General features: G+C 69.8%; 23 protein-coding genes, 1 pseudogene and 1 riboswitch. Of the genes and pseudogenes, 13 read left to right on the plus strand and 11 right to left on the minus strand.

The features are described 5' to 3' along the window. Positions 1 to 742: 742 nt before the first annotated feature. Together ACJ512_RS02365 and ACJ512_RS02370 are read right to left on the minus strand one after the other, a co-directional pair. Positions 743 to 2971 carry an acyl-CoA dehydrogenase gene (locus ACJ512_RS02365; RefSeq protein WP_461479952.1) on the minus strand — a complete coding sequence of 743 codons (2229 nt, stop codon included), beginning with the start codon at positions 2969 to 2971 and terminating at the stop codon, positions 743 to 745. A gap of 121 nt (positions 2972 to 3092) precedes the next feature. Beyond that, positions 3093 to 4223 (minus strand): alpha/beta hydrolase family protein, encoded by a 1131-nt coding sequence (locus ACJ512_RS02370; RefSeq protein ID WP_461479953.1) that lies wholly within the window; start codon positions 4221 to 4223, stop codon positions 3093 to 3095. Positions 4224 to 4395: 172 nt separating this feature from the next. On the opposite strand from ACJ512_RS02370, the gene ACJ512_RS02375 reads away from it, so the two are divergent. Next, positions 4396 to 4956 (plus strand): VOC family protein, encoded by a 561-nt coding sequence (locus ACJ512_RS02375; protein ID WP_407689573.1) that lies wholly within the window; start codon positions 4396 to 4398, stop codon positions 4954 to 4956. A gap of 74 nt (positions 4957 to 5030) precedes the next feature. Then, positions 5031 to 5225, plus strand: a pseudogene (locus tag ACJ512_RS02380) (hypothetical protein); the annotation flags it as partial. On the opposite strand, the gene ACJ512_RS02385 reads toward ACJ512_RS02380, so the two are convergent. Beyond that, on the minus strand, positions 5208 to 5879 hold the full coding sequence (locus ACJ512_RS02385) for a TetR/AcrR family transcriptional regulator (protein WP_407689572.1): 672 nt from the start codon (positions 5877 to 5879) through the stop codon (positions 5208 to 5210). The pseudogene ACJ512_RS02380 and the gene ACJ512_RS02385 overlap by 18 nt on opposite strands. 92 nt (positions 5880 to 5971) lie before the next feature. On the opposite strand from ACJ512_RS02385, the gene ACJ512_RS02390 reads away from it, so the two are divergent. After that, positions 5972 to 6877: an oxygenase MpaB family protein gene (locus tag ACJ512_RS02390; RefSeq protein ID WP_407689571.1), complete on the plus strand. Its 906-nt coding sequence runs from the start codon at positions 5972 to 5974 to the stop codon at positions 6875 to 6877. On the opposite strand, the gene ACJ512_RS02395 is transcribed toward ACJ512_RS02390, so the two are convergent. Both ACJ512_RS02395 and ACJ512_RS02400 read right to left on the minus strand, forming a co-directional pair. Beyond that, positions 6852 to 7289 (minus strand): type II toxin-antitoxin system VapC family toxin, encoded by a 438-nt coding sequence (locus tag ACJ512_RS02395; protein ID WP_407689570.1) that lies wholly within the window; start codon positions 7287 to 7289, stop codon positions 6852 to 6854. The two genes, ACJ512_RS02390 and ACJ512_RS02395, sit on opposite strands and share 26 nt — an antisense overlap. Next, entirely contained in the window at positions 7290 to 7547 is a 258-nt protein-coding gene (locus tag ACJ512_RS02400) for a ribbon-helix-helix protein, CopG family (RefSeq protein ID WP_407689569.1), read from the minus strand. Between the two features lie 132 nt (positions 7548 to 7679). On the opposite strand from ACJ512_RS02400, the gene ACJ512_RS02405 reads away from it, so the two are divergent. After that, entirely contained in the window at positions 7680 to 9446 is a 1767-nt protein-coding gene (locus ACJ512_RS02405; protein ID WP_461479954.1) for a PPE domain-containing protein, read from the plus strand. A gap of 18 nt (positions 9447 to 9464) precedes the next feature. Here the strand turns inward: ACJ512_RS02405 and ACJ512_RS02410 are convergent, their stop codons facing one another. The 5 genes from ACJ512_RS02410 to rpmB are packed head-to-tail and all read right to left on the minus strand — an operon-like array spanning position 9465 to position 10825. Beyond that, positions 9465 to 9854 (minus strand): hypothetical protein, encoded by a 390-nt coding sequence (locus ACJ512_RS02410; protein WP_407689615.1) that lies wholly within the window; start codon positions 9852 to 9854, stop codon positions 9465 to 9467. Beyond that, positions 9851 to 10117, minus strand: a complete 267-nt coding sequence (rpsR, locus tag ACJ512_RS02415; protein WP_407689614.1) for a 30S ribosomal protein S18 — start codon at positions 10115 to 10117, stop codon at positions 9851 to 9853. Before rpsR ends, ACJ512_RS02410 begins: the two co-directional genes overlap by 4 nt. Further along, a complete protein-coding gene (gene rpsN / locus ACJ512_RS02420; RefSeq protein WP_407689613.1) occupies positions 10117 to 10422 on the minus strand; it encodes a 30S ribosomal protein S14 in 306 nt (101 codons plus the stop codon). The genes rpsR and rpsN overlap by 1 nt, the downstream gene beginning before the upstream one ends. 2 nt (positions 10423 to 10424) lie before the next feature. Continuing rightward, positions 10425 to 10589, minus strand: coding sequence for a 50S ribosomal protein L33 (gene rpmG, locus ACJ512_RS02425; protein WP_407689612.1), 165 nt, complete (start codon positions 10587 to 10589; stop codon positions 10425 to 10427). Continuing rightward, entirely contained in the window at positions 10589 to 10825 is a 237-nt protein-coding gene (rpmB, locus tag ACJ512_RS02430) for a 50S ribosomal protein L28 (protein WP_407689611.1), read from the minus strand. Before rpmB ends, rpmG begins: the two co-directional genes overlap by 1 nt. Positions 10826 to 10930: 105 nt before the next feature. On the opposite strand from rpmB, the gene mrf reads away from it, so the two are divergent. After that, positions 10931 to 12124, plus strand: a complete 1194-nt coding sequence (gene mrf / locus ACJ512_RS02435) for a ribosome hibernation factor-recruiting GTPase MRF (RefSeq protein ID WP_407689610.1) — start codon at positions 10931 to 10933, stop codon at positions 12122 to 12124. Next, the gene (locus ACJ512_RS02440) at positions 12124 to 12387 is read left to right on the plus strand and encodes a type B 50S ribosomal protein L31 (protein ID WP_407689609.1); all 264 of its coding nucleotides are present in this window, start codon (positions 12124 to 12126) and stop codon (positions 12385 to 12387) included. The genes mrf and ACJ512_RS02440 overlap by 1 nt, the downstream gene beginning before the upstream one ends. Positions 12388 to 12405: 18 nt before the next feature. Here the strand turns inward: ACJ512_RS02440 and ACJ512_RS02445 are convergent, their stop codons facing one another. Further along, positions 12406 to 12972: a DUF7676 family protein gene (locus tag ACJ512_RS02445; protein WP_407689608.1), complete on the minus strand. Its 567-nt coding sequence runs from the start codon at positions 12970 to 12972 to the stop codon at positions 12406 to 12408. 91 nt (positions 12973 to 13063) lie between these two features. Further along, positions 13064 to 13243, plus strand: a riboswitch (cobalamin riboswitch). Positions 13244 to 13278: 35 nt separating this feature from the next. Here ACJ512_RS02445 and ACJ512_RS02450 point away from each other — a divergent pair. From ACJ512_RS02450 to eccCa, 7 genes are all read left to right on the plus strand, one after another. Further along, positions 13279 to 14943, plus strand: a complete 1665-nt coding sequence (locus ACJ512_RS02450) for a PPE domain-containing protein (protein WP_461479955.1) — start codon at positions 13279 to 13281, stop codon at positions 14941 to 14943. Between the two features lie 48 nt (positions 14944 to 14991). Beyond that, entirely contained in the window at positions 14992 to 15900 is a 909-nt protein-coding gene (locus tag ACJ512_RS02455) for a class I SAM-dependent methyltransferase (RefSeq protein ID WP_407689678.1), read from the plus strand. Between the two features lie 145 nt (positions 15901 to 16045). Then, positions 16046 to 17809, plus strand: a complete 1764-nt coding sequence (locus ACJ512_RS02460) for a PPE family protein (RefSeq protein ID WP_407689677.1) — start codon at positions 16046 to 16048, stop codon at positions 17807 to 17809. A 113-nt stretch (positions 17810 to 17922) separates the two neighbouring features. After that, on the plus strand, positions 17923 to 19365 hold the full coding sequence (locus ACJ512_RS02465; protein ID WP_461479956.1) for a PPE domain-containing protein: 1443 nt from the start codon (positions 17923 to 17925) through the stop codon (positions 19363 to 19365). Positions 19366 to 19565: 200 nt separating this feature from the next. Then, positions 19566 to 21431, plus strand: coding sequence for a type VII secretion AAA-ATPase EccA (gene eccA, locus ACJ512_RS02470; protein WP_407689360.1), 1866 nt, complete (start codon positions 19566 to 19568; stop codon positions 21429 to 21431). Further along, on the plus strand, positions 21428 to 22984 hold the full coding sequence (gene eccB, locus ACJ512_RS02475) for a type VII secretion protein EccB (RefSeq protein WP_407689359.1): 1557 nt from the start codon (positions 21428 to 21430) through the stop codon (positions 22982 to 22984). The genes eccA and eccB overlap by 4 nt, the downstream gene beginning before the upstream one ends. Continuing rightward, complete coding sequence (gene eccCa / locus ACJ512_RS02480; RefSeq protein ID WP_407689358.1) at positions 22981 to 26973, plus strand: type VII secretion protein EccCa; 3993 nt, start codon at positions 22981 to 22983, stop codon at positions 26971 to 26973. Before eccB ends, eccCa begins: the two co-directional genes overlap by 4 nt. The last annotated feature ends 1 nt before the right edge of the window (position 26974 follow it).

Raw genomic sequence — 26974 nt, forward strand, 5'->3', positions numbered from 1 at the left:
TTCGCGACAAAATGCGCTGACTCAGCAAAGGATAATTTATTGGACCGACGCGCAATAGACTCGCCGCACCATGTTTCGCCGTTTTCTGCGAATACGCCGACGCGGGTTTACTGAATTCCGTAAGGCGGCGGCAGTAGATCAGTAGAAGCCATCCCAGCTGCGGCTTAGCGGATGATCTCGGCTGTGGCGCCGCATGATCCCCTGAATTCAGTGAGTACCATTTCGCGCAAAAAGACATCAAACTCAGATATGGCCTGAGACCTAATTCACAGCGGGAGTTTCGCTTTCTCTATTGTTTGCGCGCCATTTTCTTGATTAATGTTTTCGGCATAGCGCCGACAGCGTCAGGAGGAGCCCGCCGATGAACAACTTCCCGCGGACGATGCGCCGGCCGGCCATGTCCGCGGCCGAAGCCGCCCCCGCACCGGCGCCCGGCACGGGCTTCGCCCCCGCCGCGTCGCACGGCCCGGCCGAGCCTCCGGCCAGTCCCGCCATAGTTCCGGCCCGAGGGGGCAGCGGTAGCCCGGGGCATGGGGGACGGGGTCACCGGAGTGACGCGGCCGTGGCCATGGCGGCGGGTTCTGGCGCCACGGGCGCTGTGGGACTGGTGGTGGTCAGTAGACCGCCACCGGCGGTGCCGGCAATCCACGTCCTGCCGCAAGTGGATTGACCGGCGCCAGTGGGGGGGAACCATGCCGATCCGACCAATGTCGGGTCGGCATGGCCCTTTCCGCAACCCTGGTTAGGGATCCCGCGGCAGGCCGAGCAGCCGTTCGGCGATGATGTTGAGCTGCACCTCCGAGGTGCCGCCGTAGATGGTGGTGGCGCGGCTGGCCAGCAGGTACTCGCCCCACTTGCCCGGCAGTTCGGCGGTGTCGCCGATCGCGGCGTCGGTGCCGAACGACGACACCGCGAATTCGGCATAGCCCTGGCCGGTGCGCATCGACAACAGCTTGGAAATCGCCGCCGACGGCATCGCGTCACCACCGGCCAGGGTCAGCAGCGTGGAGCGCAGGTTGAGCACCTTGGCGGCATGCCCCTCGGCGATCAGCTGGCCGGCGCGGTGCTGGCCGACCTGGTCGAACTGGCCGTCGCGGACGAAGTCGACGAACTCGGGCAGGCTCGCCAGGAAGTTCGCGTCGCTGCTGCCTAGCGAAACCCGTTCCGCGGTCAGGGTATTGCGGCTGACCTCCCAGCCGCGGTTGACCTCGCCGAGCACACACTCGTCGGGCACGAACACGTCGTCGATGTACACGGTGTTGAACAACGCGTTGCCGGTGAGCTCGCGCAGCGGCGTGACCGTGACGCCCTCGCTCTTCATGTCCAGCAGGAAATACGTGATGCCGTTGTGCTTCGGGGCGCTCGGGTCGGTCCGCGCCAGCAGCGCGCCCCACTGCGAGAGCTGCGCGGCGGTGGTCCAGATCTTCTGCCCGGTGATGCGCCACCCCCCTTCGGTGCGCGTCGCCTTGGTCGACAGCCCGGCCAGGTCCGACCCGGCGCCCGGCTCGGAGAACAGCTGACACCAGATCATGTCGCCCCGGAAGGTCGGCGGCAGGAACCGCTGCTTCTGCTCTTCGGTGCCGAACGCGACGATCGAGGGGATGATCCACGCGGCGATGCCGACCTGCGGCCGCCGGACCCGCCCGGTGCTGAACTCCTGGGCGATGATGACCTGCTCGACCGCGCTCGCCGCCCGGCCCCACGGCTTGGGCAGATACGGCAGCACCCAGCCCGCTTCGGCGATCGCGACCTTGCGCGACTCACGGTCCATCTCCTTGAGCGCGGCGACCTCCGACCGTATCTCGGCCCGCAGCTTCTCGGTCTCGGGGTCCAGGTCGATGTTCACCGGGCGCATGCCCGTGGTGGTCGCCGTGTCCACGACCTTCTGCGGGAATTCGGTGCGGCGGCCGAAGCAGGCGGCCAGCATCAGCGCCCGGCGGTAGTAGACGTTGGTGTCGTGCTCCCAGGTGAAGCCGATGCCGCCGTGCACCTGGATGCAGTCCTGGGCGCAGCGCTGCGCGGCCGCCGGTGCCAACGTGGCCGCCACCGCGGCCGCGAACTCGACGTGGGAACCCGCGATGTCCCAACCGTTTTCACCGGCTTCGCGCGCCTCGTCGAGGGCGCGGGCGGCATCCCACACCGCGGCGGTGGCCCGCTCGGTGTCGGCCGTCATCTCCGCGCACTTGTGCTTGATGGCCTGGAACTGGCCGATCGGCCGCCCGAACTGCTCACGGATCTTGGCGTAGGCCGACGCCGTGTCGGTGGCCCAGCGCGCCACACCGACGGCCTCCGCCGACAGCAGGGTCGACATCAGCGCGTGCGCGGTGGCCATGCTCAGGTTGCTCAACACGGCGTCGTCGCCGATCTCGACGGCGTTGGCGCGCACGTGGGCGACGGGGCGCAGCGGGTCGATGCTCTTGACCGGCACGATCTCGAGCTGCTCGGCCCGCAGCACCACCCACTCGTCGCCGCTGTCGATCGCCACCGGCAGGACCAGCACCGAGGCCTGCGCGGCCGCCGGGACGGCGCGCACCTCACCGCGGATCACCAGTGCATCGTTGTTCGGGCCGTGCCGCGTCGCGGTCAGCCCGGAATCGAGCGCGTAGGCGGCGATGGCCGCGCCGGAGGCCAGTTCGGACAGCACCTTGGCCCCGGCGTCGTGCGCGGAGATCAGCGCGCCGGCAATTGCGGACGGCACGAACGGGCCGGGCACCGCCCCATAGCCGAACTCGGCCAGCACGATGGCCAATTCGAGGATGCCGAAGCCCTGTCCGCCGACCGACTCGGACAGGTGGACACCCTGCAGCCCCTGTTCGGCCGCCGCCCGCCAGTACGGCGGGGGGTTTTCCAGGGGCGACTCCGGTGTCGTCTCCAGGGCCTCGTGCAGGACCTCGGACGGCGCCACCCGCGCCACCAGGGATCGCACCGAATCGGCCAGGTCTCGGTGCTCGGGGGTTATCGCGATCGGCATTACGTGCCTTCCATTGCTTTGCTGGGCTTCTGCTCAAATCTCGTAGTGAGGTATTTCCCTCTCGGGTTACGGCCAAGCACCCTTCAATCTAGCCAACGGTCCCGCAGCGGGGTGAACGGTCTCAACGCCAGCGCCTGGCGATCCACCTGGCGATGATGTCGGCCTGCTCGCTGCGGGCGCCCGGGGTGGTGAAGTAGTGGTCGCTGTCGATCGAGACCCGCTCTTTGTCGGCGCCGGCCAGCGCGTCGTGGATGCGCCGGGCGTCGGAGGGGAAGACGCCGGTGTCGGCGTCGGCGTTGATCACCAGCGCCGGGCAGGTGATGCGGGCCAGGTGCGGTTCGGCGCGGGTCTGGGCGGTCCGCAGACTCCACATGCCCAGCCAGTTGCGCAGGGTGCAGGCGGCGGCGATGCCGTGCGCGGAGCGGTTGGCCTTGGCCGGGACGCCGGCGTAGCACGAGTTCGGTGCCCGCTTGCTCGGCTCGAGCGCGGGATCGACCATGCGCGGATCGGCCCAGGTCCGCATCACGGCGAAGGGACGATCGGAAAACCCCGCGGCACGAATGCGTTTGAGCTCCGACTCGGCCCAGTCGGTGATGTCGTGATTGCGCGCGGTCTGCGCCGAGCGGTAGCGGGCGACGAACTCCGGCGAGTACGGGGGCCCGTTTCGCTCGTCGAACAGGTCGAGGTCGGGATCGGTGGCGACCGGGTCGTTCTCGTCGACCACCGCGGCGTCCATCCAGGCGGTGAGCACCTCCGGCCGGCCGGGGTGCGCGGCGGTGGCGACGTAGCCGTCGGCGGGCGGCAGCTCCGTCACACCGGCCGCGGGCCGCATGCCGTCCAGCGGTGTGACATTGGGCTCGACCGCCTGCGACTGGTAAGCCGCCATCAACGATCCGCCGCCCGAATTCCCGAGCAGCACAACATTCTCCACCCCCTGCGTCTCGCGCAGCCAGCGCACACCGACGCCGATGTCGACCAGCGCGTGGTCGAGCAGGAAGCTGGACTCGAAGCCGCGAAACCTGGTGTTCCAGCCCAGGAACCCGATGCCGCGGGTGGCCAGGTAGTCGGCCAGGTAGTGCTCGGAGAAGTCGATCTGGTAATGCGTGGCGATCATGGCCACCTTCGGCTTGCGCCCGATGCCGCGGTAGTACAGGCCCTGACACGGATGGCCGCCGGCGCCGGCGCGCCGGGCGGTGGGTGACGGTAGCCCGACGAATTCGCGGATGACCCCCGCGGCGGTGTGGCGGCTCAATTCAGCGGCCCTCGGTGCAAGAAAGTGATTGGGATGGGGCATATCTCGGCCCGGCTCCGGCCGCGGTCGGCATCGGGCGCACCTCCCCTTGGATCAGAGCTGATTCCGATGTTAGATTCAGATTTTGATCTTGGCCAGGACCCCGGCGCCGGGGACCGAGGGGAGCCGCACGATGATCAAGCCGCACAACACCAACGGCGAATTCGAGCTCGGCGGCATCAACCATGTCGCGCTGGTGTGCTCTGACATGGCGCGCACCGTGGACTTCTACACCAACGTCCTGGGCATGCCGCTGGTCAAGTCCCTCGATCTGCCCGACGGGCAGGGGCAGCACTTCTTCTTCGACGCCGGCAACGGCGACTGCGTCGCGTTCTTCTGGTTCGCCGACGCGCCGGACCGGGTCGCGGGCGTGTCGTCGCCGGGGGCCATCCCGGGCATCGGGGACATCACCAGCGCGGTGAGCAGCATGAACCACCTGGCTTTTCACGTGCCGGCCGAGAAGTTCGACGCCTACCGGCAGCGCTTGAAGGACAAGGGCGTTCGGGTCGGTCCGGTGCTCAACCACGACGAGAGCGAGCGTCAGGTGTCGGCGACTGTGCACCCGGGGGTGTACGTCCGCTCGTTCTACTTCCAGGATCCCGATGGCATAACGCTGGAATTCGCCTGCTGGGTAAAGGAATTCGGGGCCAGTGACAACCAGGCCGTGCCGAAGACCGCGGCCGACCGGAGATGACCGACGCCGGGAACTGATCTCCCGCGTGGAGTAGCCCCTGAGCGACGTGGTCGACCCCGCGTTCGTCAACCGCGTGCGACGCGTGGTTCGACCTGATGACCGCCGGGCCCAGGGACCTCCGGTTGTCCCTCGTCACCGCGCTGCTGATCGAGGTGCCGTTGGCGGTGTTCCTGATCTACGGCGCGCAGCGCATCATGCGCCTCACGATGATGCGGTTGTGGCGGCTGGACCCGGGGATGCGGCTGTGGCATTTACCCCTTTTTCCCTGAGGCCTCTTTTTCCCTGACCCGGTACAGGTTTGGTTCGGCGAGTTCGTCGAGCAGCGAGGCCAGCTGGTCGACGAGCTCGTCCGGCTCGAGCCGGACGTCGCCGGCCAGCCAGGCGCTGAGGGTCTGCCCGACGCCGCCGACCACGAAGTGCGCCGCGGCCTTGATGCGGTCGTTGGCCGGGACGTGCAGCGCATCGCCGACGTGCTGACCCGAGAGCATGGCGAACAGGGCGCTGGACTCGGCGCGTTTGCGCACCACGACCGGATCGGCCAGCTGGGTGCTGAACAGCAGGCGCCCGACGCGGGCGTCGCCGGCGACGGCGCGCACGATGTTGGCCATCCCCGCGCGGGTCTGCTCGGGCGCCGGTACCGCGGCCACGGCGGCCTGGGTGGTGGCGGCCAGATCGGCGACCACCCAGTCGAACACGCAGCCCACGAACGCGTCCTTGTCGGCGAAGCTCTCGTAGAAGTAGCGGGCGGCCAGGCCGGCGTGCCGGCAGACGCCGCGCACGGTCAGCGCCGAGATGTCCTGCCGCTCGGCCCCCAGCAGGTCCAGGCCGGCCGCCAGGAGCCGGGACCGCCGCGCGGCGACCCGCGCGGCGGCGTCGACGCCGCCGTAGGGTCGCACGCTCGACGCCTCGGACTCCCCGGCCACGGGCACCATCTTGACACCGGGCGCGACCGCGGACAATATCAGGAAACAAGCGTTCGCACATTCGGTGCGACGGGCGCCGCGGGAGGTCAGGCATGGCGATTCACCAGCCGGTTCGCCAAGCGACGCCGCACGTCGAACGCGCGGTCACCGACCCGGCCCGCCCGGGGCGCACCCGGCGGCGGGGGTCGGGGATGGACGAGGGCCTGATGGGCGTGGCGCTGCTGGCCGGCCCGGCCAACGTGATCATGCAGCTGGCCCGGCCCGGGGTGGGCTACGGGGTGATGGAGAGCCGCGTCGAAAGCGGCCGGGTGGACCTGCACCCGATCAAGCGGGCGCGCACCACCTTCACCTACCTCGCGGTGGCCACCGCGGGCAGCCCCGCCCAGAAGGACGCCTTCCGCCGCGCGGTGAACCGCGCGCACGCGCAGGTGTACTCCACCCCCGAAAGCCCGGTGCGGTACAACGCCTTCGACGTGGACCTGCAGCTATGGGTGGGAGCCTGCCTGTACAAGGGCGGGCTCGACGTCTACCGCATCTTCGTCGGCGAACTCGACGAGCGCGACGCCGACCGCCACTACCGCGAGGGCATGACGCTGGCGACCACGCTGCAGGTGCCGCCGCAGATGTGGCCGGCCGACCGCGCGGCCTTCGACCGGTACTGGCAGGAATCGCTGGACAAGGTGCACATCGACGACGCCGTGCGCGGCTACCTGTTCCCCATCGCCGCGGGCCGCATGCGGGGCGTCGTGCTTCCGGGCCCGCTGCAGCGCATGTCAGACAATCTGGCACTGCTGATCACCACCGGCTTCCTGCCGCAGCGGTTCCGCGACGAGATGCGGCTGCCGTGGGACGCCGCCAAGCAGCGCCGGTTCGACCGGCTGATGGGCGCGCTGGGCACGGCGAATCGTCTGCTGCCGCGGTTCGTCCGGCAGTTCCCGTTCAACGTCCTGCTGTGGGACGTCGACCGCCGGATCAGGACGGGCCGGCCCCTGGTCTGAGCGCGCGAACCGAGCCGAACCGCGCGAAGTCGCGGTCCAGGGTCACCACGTCGCAGTGGTGTTCGGCGGCGACGGCCGCGAGTACGGCGTCGGGAATCAGGTCTCCGGAGGCGTCGGCCTCCTCGCAGGCTCGTCGCAGCAGCGCGAGGTGTCGTGGGCCGGGGCCCGTCGGCAGGTGGTGGGGCTGGGCGACGATGGCGTCGATGAATGCGAACGCCTCGTCCCGCGGCGTGGGGATCTCGAAGATACGACGGTTCGTCGCCAAGCGCAGAAACGACGCCCATACGACGTTCGGCACCGTGAACTGGTCGTCGCCCGCGAGCAACCGATCGAACCAGGGGCGGACGCTCTCGTGCTGCGGGTGGTCGCCGCGGTGCGCGGCCAGCAACACATTGACGTCGAGCAGCAACATCTACTTGAGGGCGTTCAGGTCCAGGCCCTCGTCGAGAACCTCGGACAGCGCCCGGTTGGAGGTCAGGTCGACCCCGGGCCGCGGGCCGGTGCCGCCCTGAAAAACCGGCACGGCCGGCCGGGCCGAGCCGCCCGGAACTGCGGCGAGTTCGCGGCGCAGGGCGTCCTCGATCACCGAACCGAGCGATTGACCCCGCTCGCGGGCCCGGCGTTTGGCCGCTGCGAGCAGTTCGTCGGAGATCGACACGGTGGTGCGCATGATGACAAGCCTAACGCATCACGCGCATCATAGTAGTTCATCGGCCATATCGGGGCGCTCAACCGACCGTTGTTGTTAACGACAACCATTTTCACTAAGCTTTCCCGCAGTGACCGGGAAGGGCGACTGACGATGACGGCACCGATTTGGATGGCCGCACCGCCGGAGGTGCACTCGGCCTTGCTGAGCAGTGGGCCCGGGCCGGGGTCGCTGTTGTCGGCGGCGGGGGCATGGAACTCGCTGAGTGCCGAATACGCCTCGGTAGCAGAGGAACTCACGGCGCTGCTGGGGTCGGTGCAGGCCGGCGCGTGGGAGGGGCCGAGCGCCGAGTCCTATGTCGGCGCCAATGCGCCGTATGTGAGCTGGCTGATGCGGGCAAGCGCCGACAGCGCGGCCACGGCCGCCCAGCACGAGGTTTCGGCCGCCGCCTACACCGCCGCGCTGGCGGCAATGCCCACCCTGGCGGAGCTGGCCACCAACCACGCCATTCACGGGGTCCTGTTGGCAACCAACTTCTTCGGGATAAACACCATCCCGATCGCGGTCAACGAGGCCGACTATGCGCGGATGTGGGTCCAGGCCGCCACCACGATGGGGACCTATCAGGTGGTCTCGGGTACGGCGCTGGCATCCACGCCGCAAACCGGCCCGACGCCGCCAATCCTGAAAACCGATACGCAAAATCCCGCGCAGTTCTCGGTGGCCACCAATCCGCTGCAGGGATTCGTGCAGCAGGTCGAACAGTTCCTGCAAAATCCGTTCGGTGTCCAGCAGGACATTCTCAACATCCTGAACAGCAATATCCAGAGCAATAACCCGCTGGGGCTGCCGCAGTGGTTCCAGAACATTCTGCAATCGGTCGGTGTCTCGAACACCCAAGTGGCACACGACCCGGCGATCGACCTTCCGTTCGACAACATGCTGGCCAGCTTCCTGCAGCACGTCGGCATCAATTGGGATCCGGCCGCCGGAACGATCAACGGTGCCACCTACGACACCTATGCGAACCCCGGCCAGGCGATGTACTGGGTCGCCCGCAGCCTCGAACTGTTCGAGGACTTCCAGAATTTCCTGGTGGACCTGACGCAAAATCCGGTGCTGGCGTTTCAGTGGCTCGGCAGCTGGCTTTTCTTCGACATCCCGACCCACATATTGGAAGTGGTGGCTTACGCGGTCAGCAACCCGGCGCTGGCCCTTGCCGCCCTCCCCGCCATCGCTCCCCTGGGAGCGGTGGGCGGCCTGGCGGGCATGGCGGGACTGGCCGCCATCCACCCGGTCGCGGCCGTCGTGCCCGCGCCGGCACCGCCCGCACTGCTGCCCCTGGCCCCCGTGGCCCCGACGATCGCGGCGCCGGCGGCGCCCGCCTCGGCGCCGGGCCCGGCGCCCACATCGTCGGCCCCGCCCGCGCCCCCGGGCCCCGCGCCGGCGGCGCCGCCGCCCGCTCCCGCGTCCCCGGCGGGCTTCTTCCCTCCGTACGCGGTGCCGCCGGGGCTCGGGTTCGATTCGGGAATGAGCGCCCGGGCGAGTTCGAGCGCGAAACGGAAAGCGCCGGAACCCGACAGCGCGGCCGTCGCGGCGGCGGCGTCCGCGCGGGAAGCCGCGCGTGCGCGGCGGCGCCGGCGGGCGAAGCAGCGTGACCACGGCGACGAGTTCCTGAGCATGGACTTCGACGTCGAACCGGCCTGGGAAGCAACCTCGAACGGCGAGGCCATCGCCTCGGATCGGGGTGCCGGAGGCCTCGGGTTCGCTGGCACTGCGCACAAGGACGCGGTCGGGGCGGCCGCGGGGCTGACCTCTCTGGCCGGCGACGGGTTCGGCGGTGGCCCGAAGGCCCCGATGATGCCGGGCACCTGGAATGCCGACGGCCGCCGGGGTGCCGGCGAACGGCGGGATGTCTAGCGCGGCTCGTCGGCTACCTCAGTTGCATCGACTCGAGTTGACCGCCCAAATCTGAAATCCGCCGAGCTGCTTCGGCAAGGGCGTGCTTTCCCATTCCCCGAGCTCCAGCCAATCGCGCAGGGCGGCCGCCTGGGCGTGGCCGGTGATGGGGCCGATCCAGTGCGGCGGGCCGCACGCCTCCCGTTCATTCGTGCAGGGCTGTACCACGGCCATGACGCCGCATCCGGCCGGTCGCGCCGCGCAGGTGAGCGTTCCCAGCATGCAGGCGGCGGAGACGAGCATGGCATGTGGGCAGCACCGGATTGTGGGCCGTAGTTCGTCGACCACCGAGAGTTCGAGGCCGCTCGCACAGGCGGCGCACACGATCACGGTGAAGGGACGGTCGGTGCCGCGGTGCGGGGCCGTCACCGGCTGATGCCCTGTCCCGGGTACGGGAGCAGCGCCATTTCGCGGGCGTTTTTGATGGCGGTCGCGACCTGTCTTTGCTGTTGGACGGTCAGGCCGGTGACCTGGCGGGAACGGATCTTGCCTCGTTCGGAGACGAACACCCGCAGCGTGGGGGTGTCCTTGTAGTCGACGGCGGTGAGCCCGAGGCTGGCGAGCAGGTTCTTCTTGCCGGACTTGAGGCCCGGCTGGCCGGGGCGACGCGGACGCTGAGTTTTCTTGGCCATCACCAGCTCGCCTTCCGCACCCCGGGCAGCTGGCCGACATGGGCCAGTTCGCGGACGCGTACCCGGGAGAGCCCGAATTTGCGCAGGTGCCCGCGCGGACGCCCGTCGACGGCATCGCGGTTGCGCACCCGCACCGCGCTGGCGTCGCGCGGCTGGCGCGCCAGCTCCGCTTGCGCCGCCGCTCGTTGCGCACCGGTGCTCGATGGTGACCGGATGATCTCTTTGAGCTCGGCGCGGCGCTCGGCATAACGCGCCACCACCGCGCGCCGCCGGTCGTTCTTGACGATCTTGGACTTCTTCGCCATGTTCAGCGCTCCTCGCGGAATTCGACGTGGCGGCGGAGCACCGGGTCGTACTTGCGCAGCACCAGCCGGTCCGGGTCGTTGCGCCGGTTCTTGCCGGTCACGTAGGTGTAGCCGGTGCCCGCCGTGGAGCGCAGCTTGACGATCGGGCGGATCGCGTTGGCCGCCATCAGATTCGCTGTCCTTCCCGGCGCAGCCTCGCCACGACGGCCTCGATGCCGTCACGGTCGATGACCTTGATGCCCTTGGCGCTGACCCGCAGCCGAATCCGGCGGTCCTGCGAGGGCAGGTAGTACGTCTTGAGCTGGACGTTGGGTGACCAGCGCCGGCGGGTTCGGCGGTGGGAATGCGATACGGCGTTACCGAAACCCGGGGTCCGGCCGGTCACCTGGCAACGAGCAGACACGGGCAGCCTCCTTGACCGCTTATTGAAAATCGTTTTCGACATGCATCGGCGGAGACGGTACCGTACAAGCAGCCTTAATGAAAATGATTACCAATAAGGAGGACGATGCGGACGCCCGTCATCCTGGTCGCCGGCCAGACAGACACCGATTCGGTTGTGGGGGAGTTGCTGAGTGCACCCGGAACCACGGTCGTCGAGCATCGTTTCGACGGTCACGTGGTGCGGCGGACTGTGATGACGCGGCGGGGCGGCGCGATGACGAGCGCCGAGTGCGGGCTGGAGCTCGCACACGGCTGCGTGTCGTGCACCATCCGCAACGACCTCCTGGTGTTGCTGCGCCAGCTCCACCGCCGCGCCGACGTGGACCGCGTGGTGGTGCACCTGGCGCCCTGGCTGGAGCCCGAACCGATCTGCGTGGCCATCGACCACGTTCGGGTGCGAGTGGGCCCGGGCTACATCGACGGGCCTGCGGCCCTGGACGTTTCGATCGCAGCCGTGGTCACCTGTGTCGACTCGGCAGAGTGGCTGAGTCAAGCGCTCGGTGACGACCTCCTCGGCGACGGACGCACCCGGGCTCAGGTGGTGGTCGGGCAGGGCGAATTCGCCGACGTGGCCGTCCTCAACCGGGCCAACCCCTTCGTTGTCTCCGTGTTGCGCCGTCTGTCGCCGCGCGCCCGCATCCGCGTGGGTGCCGACGGCATCGAGGACGCGCTGAACAGCTTGTACCGCGATGCGCGGCGGGGCCGAAGCGACGATCCGCATGGCGCATTGCTGGCCGGACAGCCGCCCCTGGATTCGCGTGGCCCGATCAGCCTGGTCGAGTTCAATGCCCGGCGCCCCTTCCATCCGCACCGCCTGCACGCGTGCGTGGACCTGCTGCTCGAAGGCGTCATCAGAACACGGGGGCGCGTCTGGCTGGCCAACCGGCCCGAACACGCGATGTGGCTGGAATCCGCAGGCGGCGGAATGCGTGTCAGTTCGGCCGGCAAGTGGCTGGCCGCACTGACGGGTCCCCAACTGGCCGCCATCGATGCAGAGCGACGAGCCTTCGCCGAACTGGCCTGGGATGACCGGTACGGTGACCGGCACACGGCGATGACCATCCTGGTCTGCGGCGCGAGCGCCACCGACATCCTCGATGCCCTCCACGGCGCGTTGCTCACCGACGACGAGCTTTGTTCTCCTCAGGACTGGGGCCACTACGACGACCCGTTCGGCGATTGGCACGAAGACCCCTGCGGGGACCTGGCGGAAGCCGCCGCGGACAACCCCTCCCACGTCCGTGACGGGGATCGCTGATGAAGCCCGGGATTCACCCCGACTACCATCCCGTCGTCTTTCTGGATGCCACGACCGGGTCGATGTTCCTGACCCGATCGACGGTGACCGGTTCGCGCACCATCGAATGGGAGACGCCGCGCGGACTACGCACCTATCCCGTCGTAGTCGTCGAGGTCACCTCGGCTTCGCACCCGTTCTGGACGGGCAGCCGCCGGATCGTCGACAGCGCCGGGCAGGTGGAGAAATTCCGTCGCCGCTACGGCGGCCGCGAAACCCGGTGAGCGCCTGGCTGAACCGGTTCAGCCGTGTCGAAAGCCCTTGCCGGTGCGATCCTGTGGGTCGGGCTTCAGCCCCAGGAAGGTGGCCCGCAGCCGGTCCCACAATTCCAGCTGTCCCCACGCGGGCTCGTCGCGAAGCTGCTGGTCGTTGGTGAGGAACGGGTTCGGCAGCAGCAGCGTCATCATCTGTTCGTCGCGGCCGTTGTGGAGCCGCACGCCCCACGAGGTGGGGGACCCGTCACCGCCGATCCGGCGATACAGCTCGGCGCGAGCGCATCGGCGGATACGGCCCAGCTCGGGTCCGCTTGCCCGGTGCTCGCCGATGCAGAGGTGAAAATGCCAGCGGCCGAAGTCAACCGTCACGTACCCGTCGTTCACCGTGATGCGCTCGGGTGCGTTGGGCGCCGCCACTTCCCAGGCCGCACCCTCGATCAGGGTGCCGAACCAGATATCTTCCCAGTACTCGCCGAAGCACACGTGGATCAGATCCAGCAGGCTTTGTTCGTCGGCCGGCAGCGACCAGCGCTGTTCCCGTCCGCCACCTTCGGTCTCGATCATCGGTGGGGTGGCGGTGTCGACGTCGGTCATGACGCCCTCCTTCCCGGTCGCGTCAGCGGCGTGCTGAAAGCTAATCCCGCCGAAGCCGCACCTGCAAGGTGCTGGCAGGTGTGGCTTGCGCAGGGCCGGGATGAGACACTGCTTCCCGTAAGGCGATGACGACGCAGGAAGCCGGTGTGAGTCCGGCGCGGTCCCGCCACTGTCATCGGGGAGCGACCCTCATAAGCCACGGCCACAGGCTGGAAGGCGAGGCGAGCGGCGATCCGAGAGCCAGGAGACTCGCGTCATCGCGTCCTGCTAGCCCGGGGCGGTGCACCCCGAGAAAGCTGACCGGTCATGAGGCTGCACGCCCTCTCCGGCGGCCCAGCCGCCCCGATCTGGATGGCCTCGCCTCCCGAGGTGCATTCGGCCCTGCTGAGCAACGGCGCGGGGCCCGGCCCGCTGTTGGCGGCCGCCGAATCCTGGCGCTCGCTGAGCGCTGCGTATGCCGCGACGGCCGACGAGCTGGCCGCGTTGTTGACCGCCGTGCAGGCGGAAAACTGGGAGGGCTCGACGGCCGGGGCCTATGCCGCCGCACATGAGCCGTACCTGGCATGGCTGACGCAGTCCGGCGCCGAGAGCGCCGCGAGGGCCGCCGAACTGGAAACCGCCGCTGCCGCCTACACCACCGCCCTGGCCGCCATGCCGACGCTGGCGGAACTGGCTTCCAATCACGCCGCTCACGCTGCGCTGGCGGCGACGAATTTCTTCGGTGTCAACACGATTCCGATCGCGCTCAACGAGGCCGACTACGCGCGGATGTGGATTCAAGCCGCCACCGTGATGGCCACGTATCAGGGTGTGGCCGGCGCGGCGGCGGCGACGCCGCAGACCACACCCGCCCCCCGTATCGCGAATTTTCGCCTGCCATCGGTATGGGATTTCTTCACGGGCGTAGACGATCTCATCGAGCAATCCCTGCCGCCTGATCTCCGGCAATCGATCGGAGCGGTGTTCTGGTTCCTCGAAAGTCCTGCCAATCTGGCAAGCCAGCTGCAGTACAACTTTCCCACCACTGACATCCCGGCGATAACGTGGGCCGGTGCGTACCAGGAGCTTTTCGTGCAGGACCCCTACTATTACGCCGCTTACTGGCCGACGGTCGTAGCGGCAGCGGGCAACAATCCCGAAATGCTGCTGTGGGTTTCTCTCATCTACGGAACGCAGATCGGCATCGACTACATGTGGGAAATTGCCCACGTCACTTATCTTCTGGGCGCAAATGGGCTCCTGACGCCGCTGGCGTCACCGCTGCTGGCCGCGCCGACCGGTGCGGTCGGGGGTTTTGCGGGGATGGCGGGTCTCGCCGGGCTCTCGCACCCGCCTGCGGTGCCCCTCGCGCCCCCCGCCCCGGTCGTCCCCCTCCTGAGTCCACCGCCGGTCTCGGTGCCGGCCATCGCGCCGGCCTCTGGCGCGACCGTGACGCCGCCGCCGGCTTCGGCTCCCGCGACGGCCGCACCACCCCCGCCCGCCGCGCCACCGCCGGCGCCGGCGCCGCCGACCGTCGGCCCCGGGCCCTTCCCCTATCTGGTGGGGGCCGTGGGGATGCCCAACCGGGCGGGCGCCGGCGCCGGTGCGAAGAGGAGAACGGCCGAGCCGGACATCGCCACGACGCCGGCGGCCGTCGCGGCGGCCCTGGAACAGTCCCACCGGCGCAGACGTCGACGGGTGGGTTCCCGGCAGCTCGGCCGCGGTTTCGAATACATGGATCTGGCGCCGGACGCAGAGCCCGACGCCTCCACGGGCTCGATGTCCGACTCTACGGCGGTTTCCGGGCGCGGGGCGGGAACGTCGGGCATCGACGGAACCGCTCACCGGGCCGGTCCCGCGCGGGCGGCGGGATTGATCACGCTGGCCGACGACGCGTTCGGAGGCCGCCCGTACCTGCCGCTGTTGCCGGGAACCTGGGACGCCGACCCGGCACCGCCCCCGAATCCGCGCGACCGGGCGGACAACGGCTGACGATCCAGCGGGAAGGGCGCCACAGGCCGTCGGCGTAGTGTCGGTTCCGTGCGTAGCGAAGGTGACACCTGGGACATCACAACGAGTGTCGGCTCGACGGCGTTGTTCGTCGCGACCGCGCGGGCGCTGGAAGCGCAGAAGTCCGATCCGTTGGCCGTCGACCCCTACGCGGAGGTCTTCTGCCGCGCCGTCGGCGGCCGCTGGGCCGACGTGCTGGACGGCAACGCCCCCGACCACGACCTCAAGACCGCCGACTTCGGCCAGTTTTTCGTCAACTTCCAGGGCGCCCGCACCCGGTACTTCGACGAGTACTTCCGCCGGGCCGCCGCAGCGGGCGTGCGGCAGGTGGTCATCCTGGCGGCGGGCCTGGATTCCCGCGCCTACCGCCTGGACTGGCCGGCCGCGACGACGATCTTCGAGCTGGACCGCCCGCAGGTCCTCGACTTCAAGCGCGAGGTGCTCGCCGACCGGGGTGCCCAGCCGCGCGCGTTGCGCCGCGAGATCGCGGTCGACCTGCGCGAGGACTGGCCGCAGGCCCTGCGGGACAGCGGGTTCGATCCGGCCCTGCCCTCGGCGTGGATCGCCGAGGGACTGCTGATCTATCTGCCGGCGACCGCGCAGGAGCAGCTGTTCACCGGCATCGACGGCCTGGCCGGCCCCGGCAGCCACGCCGCCATCGAGGACGGCGCGCCGCTGGACCAGCGGGAATTCGAGGCCAAGCGCGAGGAGGAGCGCGCCGCGATGGCCGCCGGTGAGGACCAGCGGCCCTTCTACCAGCTCGTCTACAACGAGCGCTGCGCGCCGGCCACCGAATGGTTCGGCAATCGGGGCTGGACAGCGAGCGGGGTCTCGCTGGCCGACTACCTGCGCCAAGCCGGCCGCCCGGTGCCCGGGCCGGAGACCGACGCCGGGTCGATGCTCGTCCGCAACACGCTGGTCAGCGCCGTCAAGGCGTAGTCCAAGGCGTAGTCGAACGCCCCTGGCGTTGCGCGAGCGCGCGATAGCCGGCGGAACCACGAAGCCCTTTTCGACGACCTACTTTCGACGGGTGCGCCGGTGAGGTCCGGCTCGGCCCCGAGATGGACGAAAAGGGGAAGTGCCCATGGGTTTTCAGATGCTGCCGCCCGAGGTCAATTCCGCGCTGATGCACGCGGGTGCGGGGTCGGCTCCGATGTCGGAGGCGGCGCTGGCCTGGGACGGGTTGGCTGACGAGTTGGGCTCGGCGGCGTCGGCGTTCGGGTCGCTGACCTCGAATCTGGCAGGTGCGGCGTGGCAGGGTCCGGCATCGGCGGCGATGCTGGCCGCGGCGTCGCCGTATGTGAACTGGCTGAACGCGGCGGCGGCCGGGGCGCGAGGGGCCGCCGGCCAGGCCAGGGCTGTCGTCGGTGCGTTCGAGACGGCGTACGCGGCGACGGTCCACCCACTGGCGGTCGCGGCCAATCGCAGTCGGTTCGTTGACCTGGTGCGGTCCAACTTTCTGGGGCTGAACGCGCCGGCGATTGCCGCCGCGGAGTCGGCGTACGAACAGATGTGGGCCGCCGACGTGGCCGCGATGACGGGTTACCACGGCGGGGCCTCGGCGGCGGCCGTGCAGTTGTCGTCCGCCCTCGGCCTGCCGTCCCTCAACACCGGCCTGGGCAACATCGGCAGCTGGAACCTGGGCAGCGGCAACACCGGCAATACGAACCTGGGCAGCGGAAACGTCGGCAACACCAACCTGGGCAGTGGGAACCTCGGCAACGGCAATGCGGGTAGCGGCAATATCGGCAACGCCAACCTGGGTAGCGGGAACGTCGGTAGCGGCAACGCCGGTCTCGGCAATGTCGGCAATTTCAACCTGGGGGGCGGAAACCAGGGCAGTAACAATGTCGGCAGCGGGAACATCGGCGCGGGCAACGTCGGCGGCGGCAACTCGGGTAACGCCAACTTCGGGTTCGGCAACCACGGCAGCGACAACGTCGGATTCGGTAACACCGGAAGCGGCGATATCGGCATCGGGCTCACCGGTGACCACCAGGTCGGCATCAACTTCGCCGGGCTGCTGAACTCCGGCACAGGCAACATCGGCTTCGGAAACTCCGGCAGCGACAACGTCGGTTTCTTCAACTCCGGCGACGGCAACTTCGGCGTCTTCAACTCCGGCAACGGCAACACCGGGTTTGCGAACTCGGGCAACACCAACACCGGCTTCTGGAACGGCGGCAACTTCAACTCCGGCTTCGGCAACGCCGCGGACCTCAACTTCGGCTTCGCGAACTCGGGCCCCGGCAACATGGGCTTCGGGAACGCGGGCAGCGGAAACCTCGGCTTCGGGAACGCGGGCCTGTTCAATGACGGCAACTTCAACTCGGGCGGCGGTACCTTCGACTACTCCGGCGGCACGCCGGCGCCGCCGGGTGTGGGTGCCAACACGGGCAGCTTCAATTCGGGGAACGTCAACACCGGCTTCTTCAACTCGGGTAACAGCAATACGGGTCTGCTCAACTCGGGCAACCTGAACACGGGTATCGGCGGCTCTGCCGACCTGACCGGGATAGTCGCCAACTCGGGCTTCGGCAACTCCGGAGCGGGATCGTCGGGCTTCTTCAACTCGGGCGACGGCTCCTCCGGGCTCTCCAACCACGGCTCGCAGAGTGCCGGGCTGTTCAACACCGGCGATGTCCAGACGGGCGTGTTCAACACCGGCGGCGCGAACGTGGGGATCTTCAACCGCGGCAACGACAACGTCGGCTTCGCCAGCAGCGGCCAGTTGGACAGCGGCTTCTCCAACTCCGGCACCGCCGACAGCGGCTTCGAGAACGCCGGGAACTTCGATTCGGGCGCACTCAACCGCGGTGACTACCAGGCCGGAATCCTCGGCAACTGAGGCAACCCGATAGCCCGGCGGGAACTTTTGTCTGCCGGGCATCGACTACTCACAGAGTCCGGTCCAGCCCGATGAGGAGTCTCTGCCATGGCGTCACGGGTTGCTGCCCCGGGATGAGCGCGCCGATCTGGATGGCTTCGCCGCCGGAGGTCCATTCCGCCCTGCTCAGCGCCGGTCCCGGACCGGGCAGCTTGCTGGCTGCCGCCGGTTCGTGGAGCGCGCTGAGCGAGACCTACACCTCGGTCGCGGACGAGCTCACCGCCATCTTGGCCGACGTCCAGGCCGGGGCGTGGGACGGCCCCAGCGCCGAGAAGTACGTGGCCGCGCATGTGCCCTACCTGATGTGGCTGCTGCAGGCCGGCGCGGACAGCGCGGCCGCGGCCGCCCGGCACGAGACTGCGGCCGCCGCGTACACCGCCGCGCTGGCCGCGATGCCGACGCTGGTGGAATTGGCCGCCAACCACGCGATCCACGCGGTGTTGGTGGCGACGAACTTCTTCGGACTCAACACCATCCCGATCGCCGTCAACGAGGCCGAATACGTGGGGATGTGGGTTCAGGCGGCCGCCACCATGGCCCAGTACGAGCTGACGTCGTTCTCGGCGGTGGCCGCCGCTCCGCAGACCACGGCCCCGCCCCAGATCGTCAAGCCCATCCAGAGCGGCGACAGCAACAACACCGGCAGTGCTCCGCAAGACATCGTCGACAGCGACGTCGGCAACCCGTATCAACTGAATTGGTGGACGAACAGGGTCCTCGAAATCACCCAGACCCTGCAGCGCGACATCCTCGAGTTTCCCCAGAACCCGGCCGGCGCGTTATCGCAGCTGCAATCCGACATTCCGGCACTGATCGCCGACGAAGTGGGTCACGCGGCGGAGGCTTACCAGGCGTTCTTCCCCGAGATCAATGCCCTGGCGGTCGCCCTGTCGGCCGCCAATCCCGGTTTCCTGGCCGGCTTGGGCGGTCTGGGCGGGCTCGGCGGCGTCCAGCCGCCCGCGGCGCCCACCCCCGCCGTGGCCGCTCCCGCACCGCAGGCACCCGGCCTGTCGGTGGCCGCCGGCTCCCCGGTGAGCGTCGCCGCGGCGCCGGGCCCCGCGCCGTCCCCGGCCCCGGCTTCCGCCCCGGCGACCGCGCCCGCCCCCGCGGCCCCGGCACCACCGGCACCGCCGCCTCCGGGCGCCGGGGGCGGCGGCTTCCCCTACCTCGTGGGCGGCCCGCAGGCGGGCGCCGGCGCGGGGATGGGTACCGGCGCCCGGCGGAAGGCCCCCGAGCCCGACGTCGCCGCGGCCGTCGCCGCCGCCGGGGCCGCGGCGACGCAGCGCGAGCGGTCGCGCCGGCGCCGGCAGGCGGCGATGACGAGCCCGGACCGCGGTTACCGCTACGAGTTCCTGGCGTCCGGCGGGGGAGCGGGGTCCCTGGGCTTTGCCGGCGCGGCCTCTTCGGACACCTCCGCCGAGGCGGGCGGGCTGGCGGTGCTGGCCGGTGACCGATTCGGCGGCGGGCCGTCGGTACCCATGGTCCCGGGTACCTGGGCGCCCGACGATACTGCATAATGAAAATCATGTTCAGTAAGCCGTGGTTCGGCTGTACTCCGAAAATGCGGATAAAGCCTGGCCATGGAATCTCAGTTGCGGTAAAGAGTGGAGAGGGACCGGGGATCCGAGGGGCCCGGGCGCGTGGACAGTTAGCTTATGCAATGCTAACTTCAGGCAAGTTAGGTTAGGGAACACTGTGCACAGGAGAAGAAGCGGCCGTGGATCGCGGTGACACCGGCGTGCTGGCAGCGCAGCCCGCGAATTCCCCTTCCAATGGCAACCCGAACGGCAGGGTCGACGGCGAGGTCGTCAGCCGGTTCGCGACGTGTTGCCGCGCACTGGGGCTCGCGGTGTACGAGCGGCAGCGCCCGGCCGACCTTGCCGCCGCGCGCTCCGGTTTCACCGCGCTGACCCGCATCGCCCACGACCAGTGCGACGCCTGGACCGGCCTGGCCGCCGCCGGCGACACGTCCCTGGGGGTGCTCGAGGCGGTCTCGCGCACCGCGGCCACGGCGGGCGTGCTGCAGCGCCAGGTGGAACTGGTGCCCGGCGCGCTCGGCTTCCGCTACGACACCGGGCTGTATCTGCAGTTCCGCGCCACCACGCCCGACGATTTCGGGCTCGCGTACGCGGCCGCGCTCGCGCAGGCGGGGCGCCTCGCCGACGCCGCCGGGATCGTCGCGGGCCTCACCGAACGCCGGCCCGGCTGGCGCGCGGCCCGCTGGGTCGCCGTCGTCGTCAACTACCGGGCCGAGCGCTGGTCGGACGTCGTCAAGCTGCTGACCCCCGTCGTCAACGACGCCGACCTCGAGGAGGCCTTCGCGCACGCCGCCAGGATCGCGCTGGGCACCGCGCTGGCCCGGCTGGGCATGTTCGCCCCCGCGCTGTCCTATCTCGAGGAGCCCGACGGCCCGGTCCCGGCCGCGGCGGTCGACGGAGCGCTGGCCAAAGCGCTGGTCCTGCGCGCACACGTCGACGAGGAGTCGGCCGGCGAGGTGTTGCAGGACCTGTACGCGGCCCACCCCGAGAACGCACAGGTCGAACAGGCCTTGTCCGACACCAGTTTCGGGATCGTGACGACCACCGCCGCCCGGATCGAGGCCCGCACCGATCCGTGGGACCCGGCCACCGAGCCCAGCGTCGAGGACTTCGTCGACCCCGCCGCCCACGAGCGCAAGGCGACGCTGCTGGCCGAGGCCGAGCGCCAGCTCGCCGAGTTCATCGGCCTCGACGAGGTCAAAAACCAGGTGTCGCGGCTGAAGAGTTCGGTGGCCATGGAACTGGTGCGCAAGCAGCGCGGGCTGCAGGTCGCCCAGCGCACCCATCACCTGGTCTTCGCCGGCCCGCCCGGGACCGGTAAGACGACCATCGCCCGCGTGGTGGCCAAGATCTATTGCGGGCTCGGGCTTTTGAAGCGGGAGAACATCCGGGAGGTGCACCGCGCCGACCTGATCGGCCAGCACATCGGTGAGACCGAGGCCAAGACCAACGCGATCATCGACAGCGCGCTGGACGGCGTGCTGTTCCTCGACGAGGCCTACGCGCTGGTGTCCACGGGCGCCAAGAACGACTTCGGCCTGGTCGCCATCGACACGCTGCTGGCCCGCATGGAGAACGACCGCGAGCGGCTGGTGGTGATCATCGCCGGCTACCGGGCCGACCTGGACAAGTTCCTCGACACCAACGAGGGGCTGCGGTCGCGGTTCACCCGCAACATCGACTTCCCGTCGTACGCGCCGTCGGAGTTGGTTGAGATCGCGCACAAGATGGCCGAACAGCGCGACAGCGTCTTCGAGCGGGCCGCCCTCGACCACATGGAGGCGTTGTTCTCCAAGCTGGCCGCGGAGACGACGCCGGACTCCAACGGAATCTCGCGGCGCAACCTCGACATCGCCGGTAACGGCCGGTTCGTGCGCAACATCGTCGAACGCGCCGAGGAGGAGCGGGAATTCCGGCTCGACCATTCCGAACACGCCGGAACAGGTGAATTCAGTGACGAGGAGCTGATGACGATCACCGACCAGGACGTCGAGCGGTCCGTGGAGCCGCTGTTGCGCGGTCTCGGGCTTTCGGTGCCGGCATGAGCGAGCACGAGCCCGACGAGCCCCGGCGTTCGTTCTCCTCGCGGACCCCGGCCAACGACAACCCCGACAAGGTCGAGTACCGCCGCGGCTTCGTCACCCGCCATCAGGTCAGCGGCTGGCGTTTCGTGATGCGCCGCATCGCCTCCGGGATCGCGCTGCACGACACCCGGATGCTGGTCGACCCGCTGCGCACCCAGTCGCGCGCGGTGCTGATGGGCGTGCTGATCCTGGTCACCGGCCTGGCGGGCTGCTTCGTGTTCTCGCTGATCCGGCCCGCCGAGTCCGCGGGCACCAGCGCGGTCCTGGCCGACCGTGCCACGGCAGCGCTGTACGTGCGGGTCGGCGACGACCTTCACCCGGTGCTGAACCTGACCTCGGCACGCTTGATCGCGGGCCGGCCGGTCAATCCCACGATGGTGAAAAGCTCTGAGCTGGACCGTTTTCCGCGCGGCAACCTGATCGGCATTCCCGGTGCGCCGGAGCGCATGGTGCAAAACCCCGCGCGCGACGCCGACTGGACGGTGTGCGACGCCGTCAGCGGCCGGGCCGGCCACGGCGCGCACAGCACGGGGGTCACGGTGCTGGCGGGTCCGCCCGACAGCGGGGGTGCGCGCGCGGCCGCGCTGCACGCCGGGCAGGGAATTCTGGTCGGTGACGGCACGAAGACCTGGCTGCTGTGGAACGGCCGGCGCAGTCAGATCGACCTGGCCGACCACGCCGTCACCAACGCGCTGGGCCTGGGCACCGACATCCCGGCGCCGCGCCCGATCGCCCTCGGGTTGTTCAACGCGATCCCGGCCGGGCCGGCCCTCACCGCGCCGGAGATCCCCGACGCCGGCAACCCGGCCGGCTTCGACGTCCCGGCGCCGGTCGGCGGGGTGGTGATCTCGTATGTGCTCGACCAGCGCACGCCGGGTGCCGTGCGGTACTACGCGGTGCTGCCCGACGGGTTGCAGCCGATCTCGCCGGTGCTCGCGGCGATCCTGCGCAACGCGAATTCCTATGGCCTGGAACAGCCGCCGCGCCTGGCCGCCGACGAGGTCGCCAAGCTGCCGGTGTCGCGGATGCTGGACGTCGCGCGCTATCCCGACCGGCAGGTCGCCCCGGTCGACGCGGCCGAAGACCCTGTCACGTGCGCGCATTGGAGCAAACCGGCCGGGGCGGCCACCAGCACGCTGAGCCTGCTCGCCGGCTCGGCCCTACCCGTGTCCGACGGGGTGCACACCGTCGACCTGGTCGGTGCGGGCAACGCCGCCCGCGTCGCCCTGCCCCCGGGCACCGGCTACTTCACCCAGACGGTGGGCGACGGCGCGTCCGCGCCGGCCGCCGGGTCGCTGTTCTGGGTGTCGGACACCGGCGTGCGCTACGGCATCGACAACGAGGCCGAGAACGGGCCGGGGCAAGGCAAAACCGTTGCGGCCCTTGGCCTGAACCCCCCCGCGGTCCCCATCCCGTGGTCCATGCTGTCGCTGTTCGCCCCCGGCCCGGCGCTGTCGCGCGCCGACGCGCTGCTGGCTCACGACGGCCTGCTGGCGGAAGGCGGAACACGATGAGCCGGTTGATCTTCGAAGCGCGGCGCCGGCTGGCGCCGCCCGGTTCCCGCAAGGGCAGCATCGCCATCGAGCCGCCCCCCGAGCTGCCCCGCGTGATCCCCCCGTCGTTCCTGCGGCGGGCGATGCCCTATGTGATCGTGATCCTGATCGTCGGCATGATCGTCGCGCTGGTCGCGACCGGGATGCGGGTGATCTCCCCGCAGACCCTGTTCTTCCCCTTCGTGCTGCTGCTGGCCGCCACCGCGCTGTATCGCGGCAACGACAACAAGATGCGCACCGAGGAGGTCGACGCCGAACGGGCCGACTACCTGCGCTACCTGTCGGTGGTGCGGGACAACATCCGCACCCAGGCCGCCGGGCAGCGCGCGGCCGCGCAGTGGTCGCATCCCGACCCGGCGGCGCTGGCGGCCGTGCCCGGGACCCGGCGCCAATGGGAGCGCGACCCCCACGACCCCGACTTCCTGGTGCTGCGGGCCGGGCGCCACCAGGTGCCGCTGGACACCGCGCTGCGCGTGCAGGACACCGCCGACGAGATCGATCTGGAACCGGTGTGCCACAGCGCGTTACGCAGCCTGCTCGACACCCAGCGCACGGTGCGCGACGTGCCGACCGGAATCGACCTGGCGAAGGTCTCCCGGATCACCGTCGTAGTCGGCGGCGGCGACGCCGATGACGAAGCGCGGGCGGCCCTGCGCGCCTGGATCGCCCAGGCGGTGACCTGGCACGACCCGACGGTGCTGGGCGTGGCGCTGGCCGCCCCGAACCTGGAGGGCCGCGACTGGTCCTGGCTGAAGTGGTTGCCCCACGTCGACGTTCCCGGCGAGCTCGACGGCGTCGGGTCGGCGCGTTTCCTGTCCGCCGACCCCGACGAGCTGGTCGCGCTGCTGGGCCCGGCCCTGCTCGACCGTCCGGTGTTCACCGGGGAGCCGGCGGATGCGCTGCGGCACCTGCTGGTCGTCGTCGACGACCTCGACTACGACCTGAACGCCTCGGCGCTGGCCGCGGGCCGGGCCGGGGTCACCGTCGTGCACACCAGCGCCACGCCGCCGCACCGCGAGCAGTACTCGGACCCGGAACGACCGATCCTGCGGATCAGCGCGGGCGCGATCGAACGCTGGCAGACCGGCGGCTGGCAGCCCTACATCGACAACGCCGACCAGCTCGGCGCCGACGACGCCGCCCACCTGGCCCGGCAGCTGTCGCGCTGGGACTCCAACCCCACCCACACCGGGCTGCGTTCGGCGGCCACCCGCGGTGCGGCGTTCACCACGCTGCTCGGCATCGGCGACGCGTCGCGGCTTGACGTGGCCACGCTGTGGTCGCCGCGCCGGCGCGACGACGAGCTGCGCGTGCCCATCGGGGTCACCGCGACCGGCGAGCCGCTGATGTTCGACCTGAAGGACGAGGCCGAGGGCGGGATGGGGCCGCACGGCCTGATGATCGGCATGACCGGGTCGGGCAAGTCGCAGATGCTGATGTCGATCCTGTTGTCGCTGTTGACGACCCATTCGGCCGACCGGCTGATCGTCATCTACGCCGACTTCAAGGGTGAGGCCGGCGCCGACGCCTTCCGCGATTTCCCGCAGGTCGTCGCGGTGATCTCGAACATGGCCGAGAAGAAGTCGCTGGCCGACCGCTTCGCCGACACGCTGCGCGGGGAGGTGGCGCGCCGCGAGACGCTGCTGCGCGAGGCCGGCCGGCGGGTGCAGGGCAGCGCGTTCAACTCGGTGACCGAGTACGAGAACGCCCGCGATGCCGGCGCCTCCGACCTGCCGCCGATCCCGACGCTGTTCGTGGTCGCCGACGAGTTCACCCTGATGCTGGCGGATCACCCGGAATACGCCGAGCTGTTCGACTACGTGGCGCGCAAGGGCCGCTCGTTCCGCATCCACATCCTGTTCGCGTCGCAGACGCTGGACGTCGGCAAGATCAAGGACATCGACAAGAACACCTCCTACCGCATCGGTTTGAAGGTGGCCAGTCCCAGCGTTTCTCGCCAGATCATCGGGGTGGAGGACGCCTACCACATCGAATCCGGCAGGGAACACAAGGGCATGGGCTTCCTGGTGCCCGCACCCGGTGCCGCGCCGATCAAGTTCCGCAGCACCTACGTCGACGGCATCTACGAGCCGCCGCGGCGGCCGAAATCGTATGTGGTGCAAGCGGCCCCGGAGCCGAAACTGTTCACCGCCGGAAGAGTGGAACCGGATCAGGACACGGTGGTCCCCGGCGGCGACACCGACGACATGGCCGGGCCGCCGCGCAAGCTGATCGCCACCATCGGGGAGCAGCTGGCGCGCTACGGGCCGCGGGCACCGCAGCTGTGGCTGCCGCCGCTGGACGAGCCCATCGCACTGACCGCGGTGCTGGCGCGGGCCGGCCTGCCGCAACGGCAGTGGCGCTGGCCGCTCGGCGAGATCGACAAGCCGTTCGAGATGCGCCGCGACGCACTGGTTTTCGACGCCAACTCGTCGGCCGGCAACATGGTGATCCACGGCGGCGCCAAGTCCGGGAAGTCGACCGCGCTGCAGACGTTCATCATGTCGGCGGCCAGCCTGCACTCACCGCGCGACGTCACGTTCTACTGCCTGGACTACGGCGGCGGGCAGCTGCGGGCGCTGGAAGACCTGGCCCACGTCGGCAGCGTCGCCTCGCCGCTGGAGCCCGAACGCATCCGGCGCACCTTCGGGGAGATCGAGCAGCTGCTCCGGTCCCGCCAGCAGCGCGAGGTGTTCCGCGACAGGCACGGATCGGCGCCCGACGACGGCTTCGGCGAGGTGTTCCTGGTCATCGACAACATCTACGCCTTCGGCCGGGACAACACCGACCAGTTCAACACCCGGAACCCGTTGCTGGCCAAGGTGACCGAACTGGTCAACGTCGGGCTGGCCTACGGCATCCACGTGGTCGTCACGACCCCGAGCTGGCTGGAGGTGCCGCTGGCGATGCGCGACGGCCTGGGCCTGCGGCTCGAGCTGCGGCTGCACGACGCGCGGGACAGCAACGTGCGGGTGGTCGGCGCGCTGCGCCGGCCGGCCGACGCCGTCCCGCACGACCAGCCGGGCCGCGGGCTGACCATGGCCGCCGAACATTTCCTGTTCGCCCGGCCGGAGCTGGACCAGGTGCCCGCCCTCAACGCCCGCTACCCGGGCATGGCCGCGCCGCCGGTCCGGTTGCTGCCCAACGACCTTTCACCCGACGCGGTCGGGCCGCTCTACCGCGGCCCGGAGCGCGTGGTCGTCGGGCAGCGCGAGGAGGACCTGGCGCCGGTGGTGCTCGACTTCGCCGCCAACCCGCTGCTGATGGTGTTCGGCGACAGCAGGTCCGGCAAGACCACGCTGCTGCGCCACATCATCCGCACCGTGCGCGAGCACTCCACGGCCGACCGGGTGGCCTTCACCGTGCTGGACCGGCGGCTGCACCTCGTCGACGAACCGCTGTTCGAGGACAACGAATACACCGCCAACGTCGACCGGATCATGCCGGCGATGCTCGGGCTGGCCCACCTCATCGAATCGCGCCGGCCCCCGGCGGGCATGTCCGCGGCCGAGCTGTCGCGGTGGACCTACGAGGGCCACACCCACTACCTGATCATCGACGACGTCGACCAGGTGCCGGACTTGCCGGCGGTCAGCGGCCCCTACGTCGGGCAGCGGCCGTGGACCCCGCTGATCGGGCTGCTCGCGCAGGCCGGCGATCTGGGTTTGCGGGTGATCGTCACCGCCCGCGCCAGCGGCTCCGGCCACGCGCTGATGACCAACCCGTTGCTGCGCCGCTTCAACGACCTGCAGGCGACCACGCTGATGCTCGCGGGCAACCCGCAGGACGGCGGCAAGATCCGCGGCCAGCGCTTCGCCAGGTTGCCCGCCGGGCGCGCGATCCTGTTGGGCGACAGCGAGGCTCCGACGTACGTGCAGTTGGTCAACCCGCTGGCGTCGGCGTCGGCGATGGCCGGTGAGTTCGGAACAGAAGGACTACAGGAGGAGTAGC

It is taken from the genome of Mycobacterium cajalii (genome assembly GCF_045809005.2).
GTDB lineage: Bacteria > Actinomycetota > Actinomycetes > Mycobacteriales > Mycobacteriaceae > Mycobacterium.